This is a genomic window from Xanthobacter lutulentifluminis, from assembly GCF_043194675.2.
Lineage (GTDB): Bacteria > Pseudomonadota > Alphaproteobacteria > Rhizobiales > Xanthobacteraceae > Xanthobacter.
Genome location: NZ_CM195525.1, coordinates 2,230,226 through 2,252,030 on the forward strand (window position 1 = coordinate 2,230,226; position 21,805 = coordinate 2,252,030).

The following is a 21,805-nucleotide window of genomic DNA, read 5'->3' on the forward strand; positions in this document are numbered from 1 at the left end:
ATGGCGGGTGCTACCTTTTTTCCCATGCGCCCCGACACCGATTCCCGCCCTTCCCGCACCCGGCGCCGCCCGCCCGGCGATGCCGCGCCCGCCCCGGGGACGAGCCCGGTTGCCGCCGGCAAGCCCCGCGCCGCGCCCTATGCCGCCGCCGGCCGGAAGGCCGACCGCATCCTCGGCCGGCTGGCCGAGGAACGGGCGGCAACGCGAAAGGCGGCCGAGGCGCCGCCCGTCGCCCCGGGTCCCGACGCGGAGCTGGGCACGGGCGTGGATGCGGACCGCCGGCGCGGGCGCGGGGCGGTCTCCAACGCCACCGGCCGTTTCGAGCCGGCCGCGCGGGTGCTGTTCGACGACGGCTGGCAGAGCCTGGAGGAGCTGCCGCCGCTGCGCACCGAGGTGACCGAGGAGCGGGCGCGCACCGTCATCACCCGCAACCAGTCGCCGGACGTGGGGTTCGACCGCTCCATCAACGCCTATCGCGGCTGCGAGCACGGCTGCATCTACTGCTTCGCCCGGCCGACCCATGCCTATCACGGCCTCTCCGCCGGCCTCGATTTCGAGACCCGGCTGTTCGTGAAGCCGGACGCGCCGGAGCTGCTGGCGCGCGAGCTGTCGCATCCATCCTACCAGCCGCGCGTCATCGCCATGGGCACCAACACCGACCCTTACCAGCCGATCGAGCGGCGCTACGCGCTGACCCGGCGCCTCCTCGAGGTGCTGGCGGATTTCGGCCATCCGGTGGGCATCGTCACCAAGTCGGCGCTGGTGGCGCGCGACATCGACATCCTCGCCCCCATGGCCGAGCGCGGCCTCGTGAAGGTGGCGATCTCGGTGACGACGCTCGATCCGCACCTCGCCCGCACCATGGAGCCGCGGGCGGCCAGCCCCCACGTGCGCCTCGGCACCATCCGCCGGCTCGCCGACGCGGGCATTCCCACGGCGGTGCTGACCGCGCCGCTCATTCCCGCCCTCAACGACATGGAGGTGGAGCGCATCCTCGACGCCGCCAAGGCGGCCGGCGCCAGCGAGGCCGGCTACGTGATGCTGCGCCTGCCGCTGGAGATCGCCGACCTGTTCCGCGAATGGCTGGTGGCCAACTTCCCGGACAAGGCGCGCCACGTGCTGAACCTGATCCGCCAGATGCACGGCGGCAAGGACTACGACGCCAGCTTCGGCAAGAGGATGCGCGGGGACGGCCCATACGCCTGGACGGTCGGCCGCCGGTTCGAGATCGCCGCCACGCGGCTCGGGCTCACCGGGCGCGGCCTGAAGCTCACCACCGCCCATTTCCGGCGGCCCAAGCCCGCCGGCGTCCAGCTCGACCTGTTCGACTGAGGCCAGCCATGCCAGTGATCCCGCCTCCCGCTCCCGCCTTCGCCCTGCACCTCGTGACCCTCGGCGTGGACGACCTCGCCCGCGCCATCGCCTTCTATGAGGCCATGGGGCTGGAGCGCCGCGCCGGAACCGAAAGCGTCGCCTTCTTCCTGGCCGGGCACGTGATGCTGAGCCTGTTTCCGCGCGGGCGCCTCGCCGCGGATGCGACCCTGCCCGAAGCACCGCCCCAGCCGTTCCCCGGCCTCACGCTGGCCTGCAATGTCGGCACGGCCGAGGGGGTGTCCGAGGTCATCGCCCGCGCGCAGGCGGCAGGCGGACGGGTGGTGAAGCCGGCACAGAAGGCGTTCTGGGGCGGCACCAGCGGCTATTTCGCCGATCCCGACGGCCACCTGTGGGAAGTGGCGCACAATCCCTTCTTCCCGTTCGATGCCGAGGGCCGGCTCACCGTTCCGGCGGACGGGGGCTGAACCGTGCGGCGCTCACCGGATGCCGGAGCAGCGCGCAGCGCCATAGGCCCGCATGAAGACGCGCACGGCCCCGCGCACGGACTTCTCCACCGCGGCCGGCGCCGGAGACGCGGGCGCGCCTACCAGCGCGGGGATGGTCACGCCGTCCTTGCACAGGGTCAGGAACTGGCTCGCTGCCTGCTCCACGTCGTCGATGTCGAGCACGCCGGCCGCCACCTTCACCCGCAGGAAGGCGGACAGGCGGCTCACGCCCTCGCACGGGCCGGCCTCGAAGAAGCGGCGGCCGATATCGGGGAACTTGCCGGAGATGGCGATCACCGTGCGCAGCAGGGCGATGCTGCTCGGCCGCAGGATGGCCTGCACGAACGAGCGGCCGAGCTCGGTGAGGGCGCGCTCCACGTCCTCCTCCGCCAGATCGATGAGGAACAGGCGCTCGGCGGTCTCGGCGCATTCGCTGGTGACGAGGCCGGCGAACAGGTCTTCCTTGTTCTCGAAATAGACGTAGAGCGTGCCCTTGGAGACCCCGGCGGCGCGCGCGATGTCGCCCATGCTCGCGGCGTCGTAGCCGCGCTGGAAGAACACTTCCCGGGCGCCGGCGAGGATCTGGCTGCGCTTCTCCGGGTCCTGCCCGGCGCCTGCGGTCTCGCGCGACGCGCCCGCTCCGGTCGTGATGCCTGCCTGCTCCAGTGCGCTCATCAGTCCTGTCTCGCCAGCCCCCCGGTCTTTCTGTGCGCGTTCCCCCCGGCGGCGCAAGTGCCTGATAGGCGCAGGCAGGCCCTCGCGCCCGCAAGCCACCGTTCCGCCACCACACGATTTCGCGCGTCGCGGGGACGCGGGACGCGCCGCTCGAAAATTTCTGACCGAACCGTTCAGTTCGGCCTTGCCAGACGCCCCGCCCTCGGCTATTTCTTGCTCATCGAACTGAACGGTTCGTTCCGCCAAACGGTTCCGCAACCCGCTTGGCGGTCGGGCTGAGGGAGGAGAGCAACGCCCCCGCTCTCCTCCCTCTCTCCGTTTCAGCGGCCCGGCGCGCCGCGAACCTCCGCCGCCCCTCGCCCTTCTGCGACATTGCGCCACACCTGCTTGGCGTAGCGGCAACCCGCCTTACCTTACCCGTCAGATCCGGGCCCCTCTGGCGCAGCCTCCGCTTGCGCGATGTCGGATCTCCGCGTGCTCAGCACCCCACGGGAACCGAGGCCCATGATCCACCCCTTAGCGTCATGACGCAGCAACGACCCACGAGCCGCCGCCGCGCGCTGCTGATGGTGAATCCCGGCGCGCGCCAGGGAAACCTGCCCCTCGCCGCCATCCGCACCCGCCTCGAGGCCGGCATCGACCTGATCGACGTGCCCTGGCCCGGCCCCGCCGCCGTCTCGGACACCATCCGCGCCCGGGCGCAGGAGGCCGACCTCATCGTGCTGGGCGGCGGCGACGGCACGCTCAACGCCGCCGCCTCCGGGCTCTACGACACGCAGCTGCCGCTCGGCGTCATCCCGCTCGGCACCGCCAACGATTTCGCGCGCACCCTTTCCCTGCCAGCCGATCCCGTGGCCGCGGCCGACCTGATCGTCACCGGCGCGCCGAGGGCGTTGGATCTCGGCGAGGTCAACGGCCATCCCTTCCTCAACGTGGCCAGCATCGGCTTCTCGGCCGATCTCGCCGCCGGCCTCACGCGCGAGGCGAAGCGCCGGTTCGGCGTGCTCGGATATGCGGTGGTGGCGGCGCGCCTCCTCCTCCAGTCGCGCCTGTTCACCGCCTTCATCGAGCATGACGGCACGGTGGAGACCGTGCGCACCCTGCAGGTCTCGGTGGGCAACGGACGCCACTACGGCGGCGGCATGACGGTGGAGGCCACCGCCACCGCCGACGACGGCAAGCTGGATTTCTACAGCCTGGAGGTGGACCACTGGTGGCGCCTGCTGGCGCTGCTGCCGGCGCTGCGCCGGGGCACCCAGGGGGAGTGGGGCGACGTGCGCGCCTTCCGCACCACGGCGGTGGTGGTGCGCACCAGCCGTCCGCGCCCGGTGAACACCGACGGAGAGCTGGTGACGTTCACGCCCGCGTCTTTCACAATCCGCCCGGCGGCGCTGCGCGTCTACGCGCCGGCCGCCGCGCCCACCGCCTTCTCCCCTTCCGCAACCTCTTTGCCCCAAGGTGCTCTCTGAGATGGACTACCTCCTCGCGCTCGCTGCCGATCCCGCGGCCTGGGTGGCCCTGGTCACGCTGGTGGCCATGGAAGTGGTGCTCGGCATCGACAACCTGATCTTCATCTCCATCCTCACCAACAAGCTGCCGCCGCAGTACCGCACCAAGGCGCGGCGCATCGGCATCGGCCTCGCGCTCATCATGCGGCTCGCGCTGCTCGGCACCATCGCCATCATCGTGAAGCTGACGACGCCCATCTTCGAGGTCTTCGGGCAGGGCTTCTCCTGGCGCGATATCATCCTCATCGCCGGCGGCCTGTTCCTGGTGTGGAAGGCCACCACCGAGATCCATCACAACGTGGACCCGCGCACCCACAGCGAGGACGTGAAGGAGGCCAGGGTCACCATCGGCTTCACTGCGGCCATCGCGCAGATCCTGATGCTGGACCTGGTGTTCTCCATCGACAGCATCATCACCGCCGTCGGCATGACCGAGCACATCCCCATCATGATCATCGCGGTGATCGCGGCGGTGACCTGCATGCTGCTCGCCGCCGATCCTCTGGCTCGCTTCATCGAGGCCAACCCCACGGTGGTGATGCTGGCGCTGGGCTTCCTCATCATGATCGGCATGACGCTGATCGCGGAAGGCTTCGGCGCCCACGTGCCCAAGGGCTATGTCTATGCCGCCATGGGCTTCTCGGCGGCCATCGAGGGCCTGAACATGATGGCCCGCCGGCGGCGGGCGGCGGCGGGCGGCCACTGAGCCGGGGCCGCGGCGGCATCGTCCGCCCCCTTGCCGGAAGCGCGAGGCCAGCCCCCGCGCTTTTGCGCGAGGCGGATGGCAAGGCGGCGCGGGGGCCATTATGCTCCCGCACCGCAGGCGGCGCCCCCGCCCCCGTCATCCCTCGAGGTCCGCATGGTCGCGATCGGTGTGTCCCGCTTCCGCCTTTCCCCCCTGCTCAAGAGTGGCGCCGTCGCGGCCGCGCTGGCGCTATGCGCCGGGGCGACGCCGGCCAGCGCCCAGGCCTGCCTGGAGCAGATCGTCACCGTGCAGCAGCAGCTGAAGGCGTCGGTGCCGGCGCCGAAGAAGCCGCCATCCGAGGCCCAGAGCATCGGCGCGCAGGACGACCGGCAGCCGACCCCCGGCTCGCTGGCCGCCGCGGGGCTGACCGCTCCGGACAGCGGCGCCTATGGCGCGCTCAGCCAGGCCATGAACCTGCAGGCCGCCGGCGACGAGGCCGGATGCCTGAAGGCGCTGGCCGAGGCGCGCCGGCTCGGCGGGCTGAACTGAGGGCAGCGCGGGCGCGGGCCGTCCGCCACCCCCGCGGCCTCGCGCACAGCCGAGGCCGGACGGCACGGCCCGGAGCGGGCGCGGACCGCCCTAGAGGCGGTCGCGCAGGGCGAAATAGGTGAGGCCCGCCACCTGCAGCGGGTAGCGCAGCAGCGTGCCGCCGGGGAACGGCGGCACCGGGAACCGGCCGAGGAGATCGAACCGCCCCAGCTGGCCGCGCACCGCCTCGGCGAGGATCTTGCCGAACAGCGGCGCCAGCAGCACGCCCTGCCCGCTGTAGCCGGCGGAGACCAGCACCTTGTCCGACAGGCGCCGCACGAACGGCATGCGGGTGAGGGTGATGGCCAGCACCCCGCCCCAGGCATAATCGAGCCGCACGTCCGCGAGCTGCGGGAAGATGCGCAGCATGTAGGGCCGCACGAAGGACGCCACGTCGTCACGCAGGCCGCGCCGGTAGCTCTCCCCGCCGCCGAACAGCAGCCGCCCGTCCGCGCTCAGGCGGAAATAGTCGATCACGAACCGGCTGTCGGCCACCGCCGCGTCATTGGCGATGATGCCGCGCGCCCGCTCGCCCAGCGGCTCGGTGGCGACGATGTAGTTGCACATGGGCATGACATGGGCGTCCACCCGCCGGTCGAGCCCGTCCATGAGGCCGTTGCCGCATTCCAGCAGGAATTCGGCGCGCACGGTGCCACCGGTGTCGGTGGAGACCACCACGCCCTGCTCCTCCCGCACCGCCGTGGCGCGGGTGCCTTCGTGGATGATCGCCCCCGCCCCGGTGGCGGCGCGCGCGAGCCCGAGGGCGAGGTTGAGCGGATGCAGGTGGCCGGCCTCGTGGTCGATCATGCCGCCGTAATAGGCGTCCGTCCCCACCAGCGCGCGCAGCTCCTCGCGATCCAGCGGCGCGGCGGCGGTGTAGCCGTAGCGCTCGCGCAGCAGGCGCACGTAGTCATGGCTGTGGCGCACATAGCCCGGCTTGTGGTCGGCGTGGATCAGGCCCTTGCGGTAGTCGCAGGCAATGGCGTGGCGGGCGATGAGATCCGCCAGCAGCACCTTCGCCTCCTCGGCGAGATCCCAGAGCTTGCGCGCATCGTCCGGCCCCATGGCCTTCTCGAGCTCGTCCTGGGTGCGGCGCTGGCCGGAATGCACCTGCCCGCCGTTGCGCCCGGACGCGCCGGAGCCGACGCGCTGCGCCTCCAGCACCACGACGCGGTATCCGGCCTCGGCCAGATGCAGCGCCGCGGACAGGCCGGTGTAGCCGGCGCCGATGACGCAGACATCGGCCCGCGCCTCCCCCTTGAGCGGGGGGAAGGCGGGCATGGGATGGGCGCTCGCCGCGTACCAGGACGCGGGATGGCCCGTGGCGTCGGGCCGCGCGGGTGCGTGCGCCATAGCTTCCTCCTGTTCTGCCGGCCGCGGCGCGTCAGACGTTGAGGAGAAGATATTCCCGCTCCCACGGAGAGATGACCCGCATGAAGGTCTCGAACTCCGCCTGCTTCACTGCCGCAAAGGCGGCGACGAACCTCTTGCCCAGCACCTCGGCCAGGGGCTCGCTGTCCTGGAACGCCGCCACCGCCTCCAGGAGGCCGCGCGGCAGGTCGAAGTCGAGGTTCTTGGCATCGCCTTCCAGCGGCTCGGTGGCGCGCAGGTTCTCGGTGAGGCCGAGATAGCCGCAGGCGAGCGAGGCGGCGATGACGAGATAGGGGTTGGCGTCCGAGGACGGCACCCGGTTCTCGAGGCGCCGCGCCTCCGGGGTGGAGGGCGGCACGCGCAGCCCGGCGGTGCGGTTGTCGTAGCCCCACTGGAGATTGATGGGGGCCATGGAATCGCGGGTGAGGCGCCGATAGGAGTTCACATAGGGCGCCATCACGCACATGACCGACGGCAGGTACTTCTGGTGGCCGGCGATGAAGGAGAAGAACTCCGGCGTCGGGTCGCCGTCCTCGTCGGAGAACAGGTTGCGCCCGGTCGCGGTGTTGATCACCGACTGGTGGATGTGCATGGCGCTGCCCGGCTCGTTGGCGATGGGCTTGGCCATGAAGGTGGCGTAGATCTTGTGGGCGAGCGCCGCCTCGCGGATGGTCCGCTTGAACAGGAACACCTGATCGGCCAGCGCCAGCGGATCGCCGTGGCGCAGGTTGATCTCCATCTGCGCGGCGCCGTCCTCGTGGATCAGCGTGTCGATCTCCAGGCCCTGGGCTTCCGAGTAGTCGTAGATGTCCTCGAACAGGGCATCGAACTCGTTCACCGCCTGGATGGAATAGGACTGGCGGCCGATCTCCGGCCGGCCGGAGCGGCCCACCGGCGGCTTCAGCGGGTAGTCGGGATCGGTGTTGGGCTCGACCAGATAGAATTCGATCTCCGGCGCCACCACCGGCTTCCAGCCCTTCTTCTCGTAGAGCGAGATGACGTGGCGCAGCACCTGCCGGGGCGCCAGCTCCACCGGGCGGCCGTCGCGGTGATAGGCATCGTGGATCACCTGGGCGGTGGGGTCCTGCGCCCACGGCACCGAGCACAGGGTGGTGAAATCGGGCTCCAGCACGAGGTCGCTGTCGGCGACCACCGAATCCACGAGGCCCTCGTAATCGGGATATTCGCCGGAGATGGTCTGGAAGAAGACCGACAGCGGCAGGTTCATCACGGGCGAGGAGAAGAACTTGGACGCGGGCATGATCTTGCCGCGCGCGACACCCGCAAGGTCGGGGACGGTGCACTCGATCTCGGTGATGCCCCGGCTGGCCATCCAGGCCTTGGCCTCTGCCAGGGTGGTGGCGCTCCTCGGCGCCGTCACGTGGTCCTTGTGCGCATCCTTGCTGCGTTTCGCCATGATGTCCTCGCGCGTGAACAACTCACGCCCCGTCAGGGAACACCTCAGCCGGGGCGGGTGTCAACGCGGCGCGAGCGCTGCCGTGGGACACCGGACCGAAAGCCGGGCGAACAGGCCCCGAACGAATCGCGATCGAATCGCACGGCCGGCCGCGTTCCCGCTTCTCCCCCTACGACATCTGGGGGCTCGTGGGCGGCGGTAGCGGATTCAGGACAATGATCTAAGGACGCGGCGCGCTCACCGGAACCGGGCCGCCGGTCGCCTGCGTCTCGAAGGCGGAGGCCTGCAGCACGGCGGTGCCGATCAGCGTCGCCACCGACACCTTGAACGGCGCCAGCAGCCGCGTGCCGGCGATGGGCACCAGCCACACGAACATGTCGCGGCTTTCCATCAGGTACTTGACCGTGTAGCGGCTGGGGCGATGGCCGGCGATCGGGGCATAGCGCACGGCGCAGACCACGGCCTTGCCGGCATAGCCTTCCGCCTTCACCGCCTCGGTGCGCAGGTAGGACAGGGAGATGTCGTAGCGCTGGCGGCCGTCGAACACCGGGATCGAGCGTTCGCAGGCGGCGGACGAGAGGAGATCCGCCGTTCCGGGCACGTAGACGAAGGCGCCGGACATGGGATCGATGATGTTCTGCAGCACGTCGTCGGTGACGGGCACGCGGTCCGGGGCCGGCTTCAGCGCCGGCTCCACGTCCATCTCCTTGACCGCGCCGGAGGCCATGGCGATGCGGGCGCTCTCCTCCTTGCCGTCGGCTTCCGCGTTCATGGCATAGAGGCGCGGCACCATCTTGCCGGAGGCGAACGCGCCGCGCGAGGCCGCCACCCCCTTGCCGGAGGAGACGGCGCGGAGCACGCCGGTGACGCGGGCGGTGCCGGAAATCTCGTAGCTCGCATCCCCCGCCGCCACCGCGATGGACCCGCGGCCGAGCTCGACCCCGCCCACCGTCAGCGAATATTTGGCGTTGAGCTTGCCGTCGGCGAGGGCCGGGGCGCCCAGCCCGGCGACGAGGGCGCCGGCGCAGAGGAGCCGCGCCGGACCGGCGGAGAGGAAGGCGAGACGAGGCTTGATCATTCGGTGCGTCCGTGGCCGGCGAAGCGGCGGTTGCCCGCGTGAGGAAGCCGCGTTGCGGCGGTCTGACGTCTGATGCGAAAGGAAGGCGGCCGAACTGTGGCCCGCCCCGCCGACGGACCCCGCCGCGGCGCCCTGCGGCAACGCGCGCGAATCCTCATGGGTCATTGACTTTACGACCGTTTGTCACGATCTTTCCAGCCTACCCTGAAAGGCGGGTCGCGTAGACGACGGCAGGAGCCGGCGCCGCGGCCTCTTCGCCTTGCGCGGTATGTCGTAATTTCTGAGGAGACTGAAGCCATTCGCCGCCCCATGAGACCCGTCGCGCCGGAGAAGGATGGTCCGCGCGTCAACGAGGAAATCCGCATCCGTGAAGTCCAGCTGATCGACCAGGACGGTCAGAACCGCGGCGTGGTCGCCATCCGTGACGCGCTCGCCCTGGCGCAGGAGGCCGGCCTCGACCTCGTGGAGATCTCTCCCAACTCCGCGCCGCCGGTGTGCAAGATCCTCGATTACGGCCGCTTCAAGTACCAGAACCAGAAGAAGGCCAGCGAGGCGCGCAAGAAGCAGAAGGTGGTCGAGGTCAAGGAGATCAAGCTCCGGCCCGGCATCGACACGCACGACTACGACGTGAAGATGAAGTCCATGCTCCGCTTCTTCGAGGAAGGCGACAAGGTGAAGGTCACCCTGCGCTTCCGCGGCCGCGAGATGGCGCACCAGGACATCGGCTTCAAGCTGCTGCAGAAGCTGAAGGAAGACGTCGCCACCATCGCCAAGGTGGAGGCCGAGCCCATGCTGGAAGGCCGGCAGATGATCATGATCCTCGCCCCGCGCTGAGCGGCAACAGGGTCTGTCCGAAGCCATCGGCACGAAAAAAGGCCCGGGATGCGTCCCGGGCCTTTTTCATGTCTCGCGCCAGTCGGGCCCGCCCCGGGGGAGCGGGCCTTCCCGCCCGGTCACGGGCAGGGGTGCTGGAAGCCGTCGTAGCCGGTATAGGTGCCGGTCGCCGGATTGTACGAGCGGAAACGCTGCATGCAGTAGGCCACCGCATCGTCATAGACCGGCGCCGCGTTTGCCGCGGCAGCAGCCGCGCCCACCGCCACCGCGCTGGCGACGCCCAGCGCGACCCAGGCGCCGGTGTTGTTGTAGTAGCCCCAGCCCCAGCCGGGACGATACCAGCCCCAGCCCGGACGCCACGGCCCCGGACCCCACGCGCCCGGCGGCGGACGCCAGCCGGGATTGCCCCAGCCGGGACCCACCCAGCCCGGGCGCGCCGGCCCCACCCAACCCGGGCGAGCGGGACCCACCCAGCCCGGGCGATAGCCGGGACGGAAGCCGGCTGCATAGCGCGGACCCGCATAACGAGGCCCCACCATGCGCGCGCCGCCGCCATAGAAGCGCGGGCCGCCGACCCGCACCGCGCCGCCGCGGTAGACACCGCCGCGATATCCCCGATAGGCCACCTGGTCCACGCTCGCAGCAGACTTCAGCGCGCCCGGATCGGCGAGGCCCAGGCGCAGCGCCTGAGCGCGCGCGGGGGCCCCGGAGAACGAGAGCATGCTCCCGGCGATGGCAGCGGCGGCCAACAAGGCCACACCTTTCCTACCGAACATGATGTTCACTCCCTCAACACGTTCGATCTTCAGCGAGATTTGTGTCGAATCTTTCACGGACGCAACGGCAGTTGCGGCCGGAAAGCGGCGAACTCGTGCCCACCGCCCGACGCTGCGGCGCACGCCTTCACGCCTGCGTGACACGAGGCATCCCTGACGCAGCGGCAGTCGTTGTCCGGGTCCAGAAGAAGGAGTCCGGAATGCCTGACATGATGCCCAGATCCATCCGGTGGATGACCGCGAGCCTCACCTCCGCCGCCCTCATCCTCTCCAGTATCGGCATGGCGGAACTGGCGGGGACGCGGCCCGCCGCGGCCCAGGGGCCCGCCACCGGCGTCGCCCCGCTGGCGATCCATGGGGCGGCGCCGGAGCGGGTGCAGATGCGCCACGGGGCACGACCGGCCCCCAAGGGGTGGAGCGGCCCCCGGCACGGCCCGGCCCGTCCCGGCTATGCGCGCCCGGGCTATGGACGTCCGGGCTACGGACGCCCGGGCGTGCGGCCGCCGGCTCCCGCCTGGCACGCGCGCTGGGGCCAGCCCTACTGGCGCAACGGCGGCTGGTACTATCGCAACAACACCGGCGCCTGGGTGGCGGCAGGCATCGCCGGCCTCGCCATCGGCGCGGCGGCAGGCGCGGCGGCGGCGAACGCGGGCGGCAGCGATTCCGTCGCCGAGTGCGCGCAGCGGTACCGCTCCTACAATCCGGCGACGGGAACCTACACCGGCTATGACGGGATGCAGTATCCCTGCCCGTGACGCCGGCACGAAGGGTCGCCGCATGCGCGCGGCGACCCGTTCGCGCGAGCGGCCGCCGCCAAGGCCCCGCCGCAGCCGCGGGCCTTGCCTTTATGCCGGCTCTCCTGTAACGACTTCGGCCTTCGAGCCGGCCGGCGAAAAAGGGCTGCCGCGCTGGCTCATACCGCTCAACAGCAACAAGAGGCTGAGCGTTTGCCGCCCGCAAGGGCCGGCGAAGCCATGCCACGGAGAGCCAAATGCCCAAGATGAAGACCAAGTCGGGAGCCAAGAAGCGCTTCCGCCTGACGGGTACGGGTAAAGTGATCGCGGGTCAGGCCGGCAAGCGCCATGGCATGATCAAGCGGACCAACAACCAGATCCGCAACCAGCGCGGCACGACCATCCTCGCCGAGTGCGACGGACGGATCATCCGCAAGTCGTTCCTGCCGAACGGCTGACGCTACCGCACAGGATCTGAAGGAGCTTTCCCATGGCCCGCGTGAAACGTGGCGTTACCTCCCACGCCAAGCACAAGAAGGTCTTCAAAGCCGCCAAGGGCTTTTACGGCCGTCGCAAGAATACCATCCGCGCTGCGAAGTCGGCCGTCGAACGGTCGATGCAGTATGCCTACCGCGATCGCAAGGTGAAGAAGCGCAATTTCCGTGCGCTCTGGATCCAGCGCATCAACGCCGGCGTGCGCGCGCTCGATCTCGACCTGACCTATTCGCGATTTATCGATGGTCTCGGCAAGGCCGGGATCGAGGTGGATCGCAAGGTGCTCTCGGATATCGCTATCCACGAGCCCGACGCGTTCAAGGCCCTGGTGGAGAAGGCCAAGGCCGCTCTCGCCTGAGAGCTGCCCAGGCAAGGACCTTCCGCTCTCGCCTGAGAGCGGCACAGGCACGGACCTCCCGCTCTCACCTGAGGCGGGCGGGCGCCAGCCTTCCCTCCCGTCTTTCCGAGACCTGCCAAAGCCCCGTGCGGATCATCCGTCCGGGGCTTTTGCCTTTGGGCGCGCCTCCTCTATAAGCGGCGCGAACGCCTGGGCCCGGGACGACCCGGCCCCGCGACCACCTGACTTTCCGGGAAATTCCCATGTCCGACACCGCCGTGACTGACCAGAGCGCCATCGAGGCCCTGGAGCAAGACATCGCGAGCGCCATCCTGCGCGCCGGCGACGAGGCCGCGCTGGAGCAGGTGCGCGTCTCCGCCCTCGGCAAGAAGGGGTCCGTGTCCGAGCTCCTGAAGTCGCTCGGCGCCATGAGCCCGGACGAGCGCAAGGTGATGGGACCCGTCATCAACGGCCTGCGCGACCGGGTGTCCGGCCTCCTCACCCACCGCAAGGCCGCGCTGAAGACCGCCGCGCTCGAAGCCCGCCTCGCCACCGAGACGGTGGACGTCACCCTGCCCGTGCGCGAGGCCGCCGCCGAGACCGGGCGCGTCCACCCCATCGCGCAGGTGATGGAGGAGCTGACCGCCATCTTCGCCGACATGGGCTTCTCGGTGGCGGAAGGTCCCGATATCGAGGACGACTTCCACAACTTCACCGCCCTCAACTTCCCCGCCGGCCATCCGGCGCGGGAGATGCACGACACCTTCTTCCTGCCCCCCGGCGCGGACGGCGAGCGCAAGGTGCTGCGCACCCACACCTCCCCGGTGCAGGTGCGCACCATGCAGGCGCAAAAGCCGCCCATCCGCGTCATCTGCCCCGGCCGCACCTATCGCTGCGACAGCGACCAGACCCACACCCCCATGTTCCACCAGGTGGAGGGGCTGGTGATCGACAAGGGCGCGCACCTCGGCCACCTGAAGTGGATCCTGGAAGAGTTCTGCAAGTCCTTCTTCGAGGTGGAGGGCGTGAAGATGCGCTTCCGCCCCTCCTTCTTCCCCTTCACCGAGCCGTCCATGGAAGTGGACATCCAGTGCGATCGCTCCCGCCCCGGCGAGATCCGCTTCGGCGAGGGCAATGACTGGCTGGAGATCCTCGGCTGCGGGATGGTGCACCCCAACGTGCTCAGGAACTGCGGGCTCGACCCGGACGAATACCAGGGCTTCGCCTGGGGCATGGGCATCGACCGCATCGCCATGCTGAAGTACGGCATGAGCGACCTCAGAGCCTTCTTCGAGGCCGACGTGCGCTGGCTCTCCCACTACGGCTTCCGCCCGCTCGACTTCCCCACCCTCGCGGGCGGCCTGAGCGCGTAAGGAGCCAACCGATGGAAGAGCCTGACGACAGGTTTGATCCGCTCCTCCGTCGCTCCCGAACAGGAGCGACTGGACAGGACATCGATGAACTGGATCACAGGCTTCAACAAGTTGAACAAGCGGTCTATCGAATCGAAGAGAAGATTGACGACCTCATCCGTGACCGAAATGAAACATGGGCTTTGATTTTCCGAAGAGGGAAAATCACCGTCACTTGGCTGGCTCTAGCTTTCATTGTCGGGTGGGTCGTTCGATTGATCTTGGCACGCTGAGGTCCAAATGAAATTCACCTTCTCCTGGCTCAAGGACCACCTCGAGCCCACCGCCTCGTTCGACGAGATCGTGGAGCGCCTCTCCCTCATCGGCCTGGAGGTCGAGGGGGTGGAGGACAAGGCCAAGCAGCTCGCGCCCTTCGTGGTGGGCGAGGTGCTGACCGCCGAGAAGCACCCCAACGCCGACAAGCTGCGCGTCTGCACCGTGTCGATCGGCGATGGAAAGGGAGGACCGGGCGACCCCATCCAGGTGGTGTGTGGCGCGCCGAACGCCCGCGCCGGCCTGAAGACCGTGTTCGCCGCGCCCGGCACGGTCATCCCCACCTCGGGGCTGGAGCTGAAGATCGGCAAGATCCGCGACGTGGAAAGCCGCGGCATGCTCTGCTCGGCCCGCGAGATGGGCCTGTCGGAGGAGCACGACGGCATCATCGAGCTGCCGGCCGACGCCCCCGTGGGCGCGCCCTTCGCCGAGGTGCTGGGCCTGAACGATCCGGTGATCGAGATCGCCGTGACGCCCAACCGCGCCGACTGCCTCGGCGTCTCCGGCGTCGCCCGCGACCTTGCCGCCGCCGGCCTCGGCGAGCTGATGGCCCCGCGCGTGAAGCCGGTGGAGGGCACCTTCCCCGCGCCGCTCTCCGTGACGCTAGAGTTCGGCGCCGCCGCCCCGCTCTGCCCGGCCTTCGCGCTTCGGGTGGTGAAGGGCGTGAAGAACAGCCCCTCCCCCCAGTGGCTGCAGGACCGCCTGCGTGCCATCGGGCTTCGCCCCATCAACGCGCTGGTGGACGTCACCAATTTCATGACGTTCGACCGCAACCGCCCGCTCCACGTGTTCGACCTGAAGAAGGTGACGGGCAACCTCGTGGTGCGCCGCGCCAAGGGCGGCGAGACGCTGCTCGCGCTCGACGGCAAGACCTACACGCTCGACGAGGGCATGTGCGTCATCGCCGACGACAGGGGCGTGGAGAGCCTCGCCGGCATCATGGGCGGCGAGGAGTCCGGCTGCGACGAGGCGACCACCGACGTAGTGATCGAATCGGCGCTCTGGGACCCCATCAACATCGCCCAGACCGGGCGCCGGCTCGGCATCAATTCCGACGCCCGCTTCCGCTTCGAGCGCGGCGTGGACCCGGCGTTCACCCTGCCCGGCCTCGACCTCGCCACCCATCTCATCATGGAGATGTGCGGCGGCGAGGCGTCCGAGATGGTGCTGGCGGGCGCCATTCCCGACACCACCCGCACCATTGCTTTCCCGCTCACCGAGGTGAAGCGCCTGACCGGGCTCGACGCCTCCGAGGCGGAGATCCGCGACGTGCTGGAGAAGCTCGGCTTCGCCGTCTCCGGCAGCGCGCCGGTGCTCGCGGTGGTGCCGCCCTCCTGGCGCGGCGACATCGAGGGCAAGGCCGACCTCGTGGAGGAGGTGGTGCGCATCCTCGGGCTGGAGCGCGTGCCCGCCACCGAGCTGCCGCGCGGCGCTGACGCCCGCAAGGCGGTGCTGACCCCGCTCCAGATCCGCAGCCGCAAGGCCCGCCGGTCGCTGGCGGCGCGCGGCATGGTGGAGGCAGTCACCTGGTCGTTCCTGCCCCGCGAGGCGGCGGTGATGTTCGGCGGCGGCGCGCCGCAGCTGGCGCTGTCCAACCCCATCGCGGCCGACCTCTCCGACATGCGCCCCAGCCTGCTGCCCGGCCTCATCAAGGCCGCCGGCGCCAATGCCGCGCGCGGGTTCGCCGACGTGGCGCTGTTCGAGGTGGGCCAGATCTTCCTCGACGACACGCCCACCGGCCAGCGGCAGGCCGCCTCCGGCATCCGCCGCGGCACCGCCAAGCCAGCCGGCGCCGGCCGCCACTGGGCCGGCAATGCGGCCTCCGTGGACGTGTTCGACGCCAAGGCCGATGCCTTCGCCGCGCTCGCCGCCTGCAACGCGCCGGTGGCGAACCTGCAGGTGACCGCCGACGCGCCGGGCTGGTACCACCCCGGCCGCTCCGGCACGCTGCGGCTCGGCCCCAACGCCATGGCCCATTTCGGCGAGATCCATCCCGCCGTGCTGGAGGCGCTGGACGTGGAAGGCCCACTGGTGGCGTTCGAGATCGTCCTCGACAAGATCCCCGAGCCCAAGGCCCGCCCGACGCGGGTGAAGCTGGCGCTCGACCTGTCGCCGTTCCAGGCGGTGAAGCGCGACTTCGCCTTCCTGGTGGGCCGCGAGGTGAAGGCGGCCGACATCCTCAAGGCGGCCCAGGGCGCGGACAAGAAGCTGGTGGCCGGCGTCGGCGTGTTCGACGTCTATGAGGGCAAGGGCATCGACCCCGACAAGAAGTCGGTGGCGGTGGAGGTCACCCTCCAGCCGCGCGAGCGCACCCTCACCGACAAGGACATCGAGGAGGTGGCCGGCCGCATCGTCGCCGAGGTGACGAAGAAGACCGGCGCCACGCTGCGGGCCTGACGGGAACGGGAGGGTTCCGCGGGGGCCCTCCCTCCGTTGCGCGGCGATGTTGCACTGCCGCGAACACCGCAACCGCCGCCGCGTGCCCTGCCCGGCGCCGCCGACGGACAAGATGTCGATTGCAGCCTGCAATATTTACTGACGTACCTCTTTTTCCAACTTTTTTCCCGTCTCGCGCAACTGCAACGCCGGCTTTGCCGTTCGTCCAGTCACGATTCCATGTTATCTCGCACCTGCGAAATCTCGGCCGAGGAGCTGTCCTGATGTTCCCCACCCCCAAGCCGGTCCTCACTCCCAACACCTACGCTTACGAATCCGAGCCCATGGTGAAGCCGACCGGCTTCCGGGAATATGACGCCCGCTGGTTGTTCCAGAAGGAAATCAACCTCATGGGCGTGCAGGCGCTGGGCATGGGCCTCGGCACGCTGATGCACGAGATGGGGGTGAAGCCCGAGCTCGTGACCGGCCACGACTTCCGCTCCTATTCCTCGTCCATCAAGCTGGCACTGGTGTCCGGCCTGATGGCCGCCGGCATCAAGGTGCACGACATCGGCCTCGCCATGTCGCCCATGGCCTATTTCGCCCAGTTCGCCCTCGACGTGCCGGCGGTCGCCATGGTCACCGCCTCCCACAACGACAACGGCTGGACCGGCGTGAAGATGGGCGTCAACCGCCCCCTCACCTTCGGGCCGGACGAGATGACCCGCCTGAAGGAGATCGTGCTCGGCGCGAAGTTCGACCTGAAGGGCGGCGGCTCCTACGTGTTCGTGGAGAATTTCCCCGAGGTCTACATCAAGGACCTCACCGACCGGCCGAAGCTGAAGCACCCCATCAAGGTGATCGCCGCCTGCGGCAACGGCACCGCCGGCGCCTTCGCCCCGCGCATCCTCGAGGCGCTGGGCGCCGAGGTGATCCCGCTCGACTGCGAGCTCGACCACACCTTCCCCAAGTACAACCCGAACCCCGAGGACATGGAGATGCTCCATGCCATGCGGGACGCGGTGCTGGAGCACAAGGCGGACCTCGCGCTCGGCTTCGACGGCGACGGCGACCGCTGCGGCGTGGTGGACGACCTCGGCGAGGAGATCTTCGCCGACAAGATGGGCGTGATGCTCGCCCGCGACCTCGCCAAGATCTATCCCGAGCCCACCTTCGTGGTGGACGTGAAGTCCACCGGCCTGTTCGCCACCGATCCCGAGCTCATCAAGCTCGGCGTGAAGGCGGACTACTGGAAGACCGGCCACTCCTACATGAAGCGCCGGGTGAACGAGACCGGCGCCCTCGTCGGCTTCGAGAAGAGCGGCCATTACTTCTTCAACAAGCCGGTGGGCCGCGGCTATGACGACGGCCTCGTCTCGGCCATCGCCGTGCTCGACATGATGGACCGCAACCCCGGCAAGAAGCTCTCCGAGCTGCGCGAGGCGCTGCCCAAGACCTGGTCCTCGCCCACCATGTCGCCCCACTGCGCCGACGAGGCCAAGTACGGCATCGTCGCCGACGTGGTGAAGCATTACGAGAAGCTCGCCGCCGAGGGCGCGCTCGTCACCGGCCAGAAGATCCGCGACCTCGTGACGGTGAACGGCGTGCGCGTCACCTGCGAGGACGGTTCCTGGGGCCTGGTGCGCGCCTCCTCCAACAAGCCCGAGCTGGTGGTGGTGGTGGAGAGCCCGGTCTCCGAGGCCCGCATGCGCGAGATGTTCAAGGAAGTGGACAGCGTGCTGCGCACCCACCCCGAGGTGGGCGAGTACAACCAGACCATCTGAGGCAGGCGCGGGCCGGCTCCGCCGGTCCGTCCCTCTCCTTCCGGGTGATCGCGCGTCGCCGATTGCCGCGCCTTGCGCATCCGCCGAAACCCGCGCCGGTCCGTTTGCTCCGCAAGCCGACCGGCGCGTTTCGTTTCGGCGGGCCCGAAGTCTCCCCCGGCCTGACGCACCGGGGAGAGGTGCACGCCGGGCCCGATGGCCTCGTCCACCATCCGGATTGAAGAATCGCACCGGATCGCGCTCTCATCCGCACCGGATCCTGTCCCGAAGGGAGGGCGTTTGCCCGTGTCCACGGCCTCCGGCGCCTTCGCGCCTCCGCTAGCCTCGGCGCCCCGCGTCGCCATCATCGGCGCCGGACCGGCGGGGCTTGCGGCCGCCGAGGTGCTCTCCGCCGCCGGAGCGCGCGTGGCCATCTACGACCGCATGCCGTCCGCCGCCCGCAAGTTCCTGATGGCCGGGCGCGGCGGTCTCAACCTCACCCATTCCGAGCCTCTGCCCGCCTTCCTCGCCCGCTACGGCGCCGCCGCCGGCCGGCTCGCCCCCGCCATCGAGGCGTTCCCGCCGGAGGCCCTGCGCGCCTGGGCGGCGGGGCTGGGGGAAGAGACCTTCACCGGATCGAGCGGGCGGGTGTTCCCCCGGAGCTTCAAGGCCTCGCCCCTGCTGCGGGCGTGGCTCGCCCGGCTGGGGGCGCAGGGCGTCACCTTCCGCCCGCGCCACGCCTTCACCGGCTTCGCCCCGGACGGCGCGCTGCGCCTCGCGACGCCTGCGGGGGAGCAATCCGTGCCGGTGGATGCGGTGCTGCTCGCCCTCGGCGGCGCCTCCTGGCCCCGGCTCGGGGCGGACGGCGGCTGGGTGCCGCTGCTGCGCGGCCTCGGCGTGCCGGTGGCCGACCTCGCGCCCGCCAACATGGGCGTGGTCATCCCGTGGTCGGACGTGTTCCGCACCCGCTTTGCCGGCACGCCGCTGAAGCGCATCGCCCTGGCGTTCGGCGGGCGCACCGTGCGCGGCGAAGCCATCGTCACCACCGCCGGGCTGGAGGGCGGCGCCATCTATGCCCTCTCCGGCGCCCTGCGCGACGCACTCGCCGATGGACCCGTGACGCTCGCCATCGACCTGCGGCCGGATCTCGACGCCGCGGCGATGGCGCGCAGGCTCGCCGAAGGGCCGGCCAGCGCCTCGCTCTCCACCCTGCTGCGCAAGGCGGCGGGGCTCTCCCCGGTGGGGGCCGGCCTGCTGCGGGAGGCGGACGGAACCTCCCCCGGACGGAATGATCCCCAGGCCCTCGCCCGGCGCATCAAGGCCGTGCCGCTCACGGTCACCGGCCATCAGGGGCTGGAGCGCGCCATCTCCTCGGCCGGCGGCATCGGCTGGGACGCCATCGGCGCCGATTACGCGCTCTCGGGCCTGCCTCCAGCCTTGCCGCCGGTGTTCGTGGCCGGCGAGATGCTGGACTGGGAGGCCCCGACCGGCGGCTACCTGCTGCAGGCCTGCTTGGCCACCGGTCGCGCCGCTGCCCACGGCATGCTGGCGCGGCTCGCCCTCAGCCGCTGAAGCCGCCCGCGTCCAGATAGGCCTGCTCCTCGGCGGTGGTATCCCGGCCGAGGATGACGTTGCGGTGCGGAAAGCGGCCGAACCGGTCGATGGCTTCCTTGTGGATGCGGGCGTAGGCGATGCCCTCCGCGTGCCCCAGCGCCTCGTAGAGCACGAGGCAGCGCGCCTGCGCGGCCGCATCCTCCGCATGCATGAACGGCAGGTAATAGAAGGTGCGCAGCGCGGGCGGGATGCCCGGCGCCTGGTCGAAGCCGCGCGCCACCGCCGCCTCGGCCGCGTCGAGCGCACGGGCATCGCCGGCGAAGGCGGCGGGCGTGCCGCGGAACACATTGCGCGGCACCTGATCCATCAGGATGATCCAGGCGAGCGCGCCCAAGACGCTGTCGCGCCAGCCGTCGAGCGCGCCGGCGGCGGCCGCCTCGTGGGCCGGCAGCAAGGCGGCGCGCACCTCCGCATCGAAGGCCGGCCCGCCGCCGAACCATTTCTCCTCGGCCGCGAGCCAGAAGGCGAGGACATCCTGCGGCGTCGGGGGAACGGGGGTCATCGCATCAGTCCCGGAGGCGCGAGGGGATTGTCGGTGAGGGCGGCGCGGTCCGGCGCATCCACCTCGGGCACGCCGAGGAAGGCGTTGAAGAGACGGGCGATCACCTTCGGGTCGAGGTCGCGCACGATCATGACGAGGCGGGTGCGGTGGTCGTCGTCCGGCCAGGCGGGGAGGCGCGCGGGCGGATGCATCACATGCTGCACCCCGTGCAGCACCACCGGCGCGTCCGGTTCCTCCGCCAGCTTCACGATGCCCTTCATGCGCAGCACGTTGCCGCCGTGGGTGGCCCGCAGCAGCTCCAGGAACAGGTCGAGCGTGGCGGCGGGAATGGCCGCGTCGGTGGCGAGCGTGAAGGCGCGGATGCGCGCGTCGTGGCGGTTGGGGTCGGAGGGCGCGCCGTCCCCCTCGGCCGCCGCCACCGCCTCGGCCGCGAGCCAGCGGGCCACATCGGGCGTGCGGGTCGCAGGATCGAACAGGCCGGCGCCCAGCACGCCGGCGCCGTTCGCCTCGCCGGCCGCGGCATCCAGCTGCCGGGCCGCCGGCGCGAGGCGGGCAAGGCGCGCCTTCAGCCCCGCGAGGCTCGCGCGCTGGTCCGGCGTGGCGAGAAGGTCGGTCTTGGTGAGCACCAGCCGGTCGGCCACAGCCGCCTGCTTCACCGCCTCCTCGTGGGCGTCGAGGGTGGCGTCGGCGTTCACCGCGTCGACCACGCAGACGATGCCGTCGAGCCGGTAGCGCAGACCGAGATAGGGATGGGTCATCAGCGTGTGGATGACGGGCGCGGGATCGGCGAGGCCCGTGGTCTCGATGATGACGCGGGCGAAGGGCGGCAGGCGGTTGTTGTCACGGCCGCGCAGGAGGTCTTCCAGCGCCGCGACCAGATCGCCGCGCACGGTGCAGCACAGGCAGCCGGACGAGAGCATGACGATGCCCTCCTCCACCGGCCGCACGAACAGGTGGTCGAGGCCCACCTCGCCGAACTCGTTGATGAGCACGGCCGTGTCCGCCAGCGCCGGATCGGCCAGAAGCGCGTTCAGCAGCGTGGTCTTGCCGGCGCCGAGGAAGCCGGTGAGCACGGTGACGGGAATGGGCTCCGGCGGGCCGCGCCGGGCCGGCGCCTCGGGCGCGGAGCCGGGCGCGGCGCTCGGGGCAGTCTGCGGGTCGGGCGGGCTGCCCTGCATGGGGATGTCTCCGGACGGCGGTCTCTCCCTCCCTTCCCGCTCCCGGCGCGCAGGGTCAAGGGGCGGGCCGGGTGTGGGTGCCGGATGTCGGGCGGGGGACGGCGCGGGTGCGTGCTGCCGGACTTGCCCGGCCGGCGCGCCTGAAGCCGGCGCGACAGGCGTCGTCTTCCCGGCGCAGCTGCGGTGCGGGACCGAAGGCGGGGGATCAGGCGCCGGCCGGGGGCATGTCTGCGCCCAGGGGAGCCGGCGCCCGTCCCCGGCCTCAAGGATCAACCGCTCCCGCGCCGGGCCCTGTGCCTTCCAGCTGGGTACCATTCGGAAAATGCCGGTCTCCCGGCAGGTGCGCAGGCACCGAAGGCGGCGGAGCGG

The 21,805-nt window shown here is 70.6% G+C and carries 21 protein-coding genes; 14 read left to right on the forward strand and 7 right to left on the reverse strand.

Going from position 1 to position 21,805, the window contains the following annotated elements:
* Window positions 1–24: 24 nt before the first annotated feature.
* Together V5F49_RS10180 and V5F49_RS10185 are read left to right on the forward strand one after the other, a co-directional pair.
* Window positions 25–1,332, forward strand: a complete 1,308-nt coding sequence (locus tag V5F49_RS10180; protein ID WP_394117423.1) for a PA0069 family radical SAM protein — start codon at window positions 25–27, stop codon at window positions 1,330–1,332.
* Window positions 1,333–1,340: 8 nt separating this feature from the next.
* Window positions 1,341–1,799: a VOC family protein gene (locus V5F49_RS10185; RefSeq protein ID WP_394117422.1), complete on the forward strand. Its 459-nt coding sequence runs from the start codon at window positions 1,341–1,343 to the stop codon at window positions 1,797–1,799.
* Window positions 1,800–1,811: 12 nt separating this feature from the next.
* Here the strand turns inward: V5F49_RS10185 and V5F49_RS10190 are convergent, their stop codons facing one another.
* Window positions 1,812–2,495 (reverse strand): TetR/AcrR family transcriptional regulator, encoded by a 684-nt coding sequence (locus V5F49_RS10190; protein WP_394117421.1) that lies wholly within the window; start codon window positions 2,493–2,495, stop codon window positions 1,812–1,814.
* Window positions 2,496–3,019: 524 nt separating this feature from the next.
* Between V5F49_RS10190 and V5F49_RS10195 the strand changes: the two genes are divergently transcribed.
* The 3 genes from V5F49_RS10195 (at window position 3,020) to V5F49_RS10205 (ending at window position 5,237) form a co-directional block, all read left to right on the forward strand.
* Window positions 3,020–3,964: a lipid kinase gene (locus tag V5F49_RS10195; RefSeq protein WP_394117420.1), complete on the forward strand. Its 945-nt coding sequence runs from the start codon at window positions 3,020–3,022 to the stop codon at window positions 3,962–3,964.
* A gap of 1 nt (window position 3,965) precedes the next feature.
* Window positions 3,966–4,709, forward strand: a complete 744-nt coding sequence (locus tag V5F49_RS10200; RefSeq protein ID WP_394117419.1) for a TerC family protein — start codon at window positions 3,966–3,968, stop codon at window positions 4,707–4,709.
* Window positions 4,710–4,862: 153 nt separating this feature from the next.
* Window positions 4,863–5,237 carry a hypothetical protein gene (locus V5F49_RS10205; protein ID WP_394117418.1) on the forward strand — a complete coding sequence of 125 codons (375 nt, stop codon included), beginning with the start codon at window positions 4,863–4,865 and terminating at the stop codon, window positions 5,235–5,237.
* A gap of 90 nt (window positions 5,238–5,327) precedes the next feature.
* Here V5F49_RS10205 and V5F49_RS10210 read toward each other — a convergent pair whose 3' ends face one another.
* From V5F49_RS10210 to V5F49_RS10220, 3 genes are all read right to left on the reverse strand, one after another.
* Window positions 5,328–6,629, reverse strand: coding sequence for an NAD(P)/FAD-dependent oxidoreductase (locus tag V5F49_RS10210; protein ID WP_394117417.1), 1,302 nt, complete (start codon window positions 6,627–6,629; stop codon window positions 5,328–5,330).
* Window positions 6,630–6,660: 31 nt separating this feature from the next.
* The gene (locus V5F49_RS10215) at window positions 6,661–8,064 is read right to left on the reverse strand and encodes a glutamine synthetase family protein (protein ID WP_394117416.1); all 1,404 of its coding nucleotides are present in this window, start codon (window positions 8,062–8,064) and stop codon (window positions 6,661–6,663) included.
* Between the two features lie 220 nt (window positions 8,065–8,284).
* Window positions 8,285–9,142 carry a DUF3108 domain-containing protein gene (locus V5F49_RS10220; RefSeq protein WP_394117415.1) on the reverse strand — a complete coding sequence of 286 codons (858 nt, stop codon included), beginning with the start codon at window positions 9,140–9,142 and terminating at the stop codon, window positions 8,285–8,287.
* Between the two features lie 309 nt (window positions 9,143–9,451).
* Here V5F49_RS10220 and infC point away from each other — a divergent pair, with 309 nt between their 5' ends.
* Window positions 9,452–9,976: a translation initiation factor IF-3 gene (infC, locus tag V5F49_RS10225; protein WP_394117414.1), complete on the forward strand. Its 525-nt coding sequence runs from the start codon at window positions 9,452–9,454 to the stop codon at window positions 9,974–9,976.
* Between the two features lie 119 nt (window positions 9,977–10,095).
* Here the strand turns inward: infC and V5F49_RS10230 are convergent, their stop codons facing one another.
* On the reverse strand, window positions 10,096–10,728 hold the full coding sequence (locus V5F49_RS10230; RefSeq protein ID WP_509210770.1) for a BA14K family protein: 633 nt from the start codon (window positions 10,726–10,728) through the stop codon (window positions 10,096–10,098).
* Window positions 10,729–10,952: 224 nt separating this feature from the next.
* Here V5F49_RS10230 and V5F49_RS10235 point away from each other — a divergent pair, with 224 nt between their 5' ends.
* The 8 genes from V5F49_RS10235 (at window position 10,953) to V5F49_RS10270 (ending at window position 19,714) form a co-directional block, all read left to right on the forward strand.
* Window positions 10,953–11,507, forward strand: a complete 555-nt coding sequence (locus V5F49_RS10235; protein ID WP_394117412.1) for a BA14K family protein — start codon at window positions 10,953–10,955, stop codon at window positions 11,505–11,507.
* A gap of 236 nt (window positions 11,508–11,743) precedes the next feature.
* Window positions 11,744–11,944, forward strand: coding sequence for a 50S ribosomal protein L35 (gene rpmI, locus V5F49_RS10240; RefSeq protein WP_169123990.1), 201 nt, complete (start codon window positions 11,744–11,746; stop codon window positions 11,942–11,944).
* A gap of 32 nt (window positions 11,945–11,976) precedes the next feature.
* Window positions 11,977–12,339 (forward strand): 50S ribosomal protein L20, encoded by a 363-nt coding sequence (gene rplT, locus V5F49_RS10245; protein WP_121622522.1) that lies wholly within the window; start codon window positions 11,977–11,979, stop codon window positions 12,337–12,339.
* 242 nt (window positions 12,340–12,581) lie between these two features.
* Window positions 12,582–13,691: a phenylalanine--tRNA ligase subunit alpha gene (gene pheS, locus V5F49_RS10250; protein WP_394117411.1), complete on the forward strand. Its 1,110-nt coding sequence runs from the start codon at window positions 12,582–12,584 to the stop codon at window positions 13,689–13,691.
* A gap of 11 nt (window positions 13,692–13,702) precedes the next feature.
* On the forward strand, window positions 13,703–13,963 hold the full coding sequence (locus V5F49_RS10255) for a hypothetical protein (protein WP_394117410.1): 261 nt from the start codon (window positions 13,703–13,705) through the stop codon (window positions 13,961–13,963).
* A gap of 7 nt (window positions 13,964–13,970) precedes the next feature.
* Entirely contained in the window at window positions 13,971–16,400 is a 2,430-nt protein-coding gene (pheT, locus tag V5F49_RS10260; RefSeq protein WP_394117409.1) for a phenylalanine--tRNA ligase subunit beta, read from the forward strand.
* A 263-nt stretch (window positions 16,401–16,663) separates the two neighbouring features.
* The gene (locus V5F49_RS10265) at window positions 16,664–18,163 is read left to right on the forward strand and encodes a phosphomannomutase/phosphoglucomutase (RefSeq protein WP_394117408.1); all 1,500 of its coding nucleotides are present in this window, start codon (window positions 16,664–16,666) and stop codon (window positions 18,161–18,163) included.
* Window positions 18,164–18,448: 285 nt separating this feature from the next.
* Window positions 18,449–19,714, forward strand: a complete 1,266-nt coding sequence (locus tag V5F49_RS10270; protein ID WP_394117407.1) for a TIGR03862 family flavoprotein — start codon at window positions 18,449–18,451, stop codon at window positions 19,712–19,714.
* On the opposite strand, the gene V5F49_RS10275 is transcribed toward V5F49_RS10270, so the two are convergent.
* Both V5F49_RS10275 and V5F49_RS10280 read right to left on the reverse strand, forming a co-directional pair.
* Window positions 19,704–20,258 (reverse strand): DUF924 family protein, encoded by a 555-nt coding sequence (locus V5F49_RS10275; protein ID WP_394117406.1) that lies wholly within the window; start codon window positions 20,256–20,258, stop codon window positions 19,704–19,706. The genes V5F49_RS10270 and V5F49_RS10275 overlap by 11 nt on opposite strands.
* Window positions 20,255–21,436 carry a CobW family GTP-binding protein gene (locus tag V5F49_RS10280; protein ID WP_394117405.1) on the reverse strand — a complete coding sequence of 394 codons (1,182 nt, stop codon included), beginning with the start codon at window positions 21,434–21,436 and terminating at the stop codon, window positions 20,255–20,257. The genes V5F49_RS10275 and V5F49_RS10280 overlap by 4 nt, the downstream gene beginning before the upstream one ends.
* Window positions 21,437–21,805 lie beyond the last annotated feature (369 nt).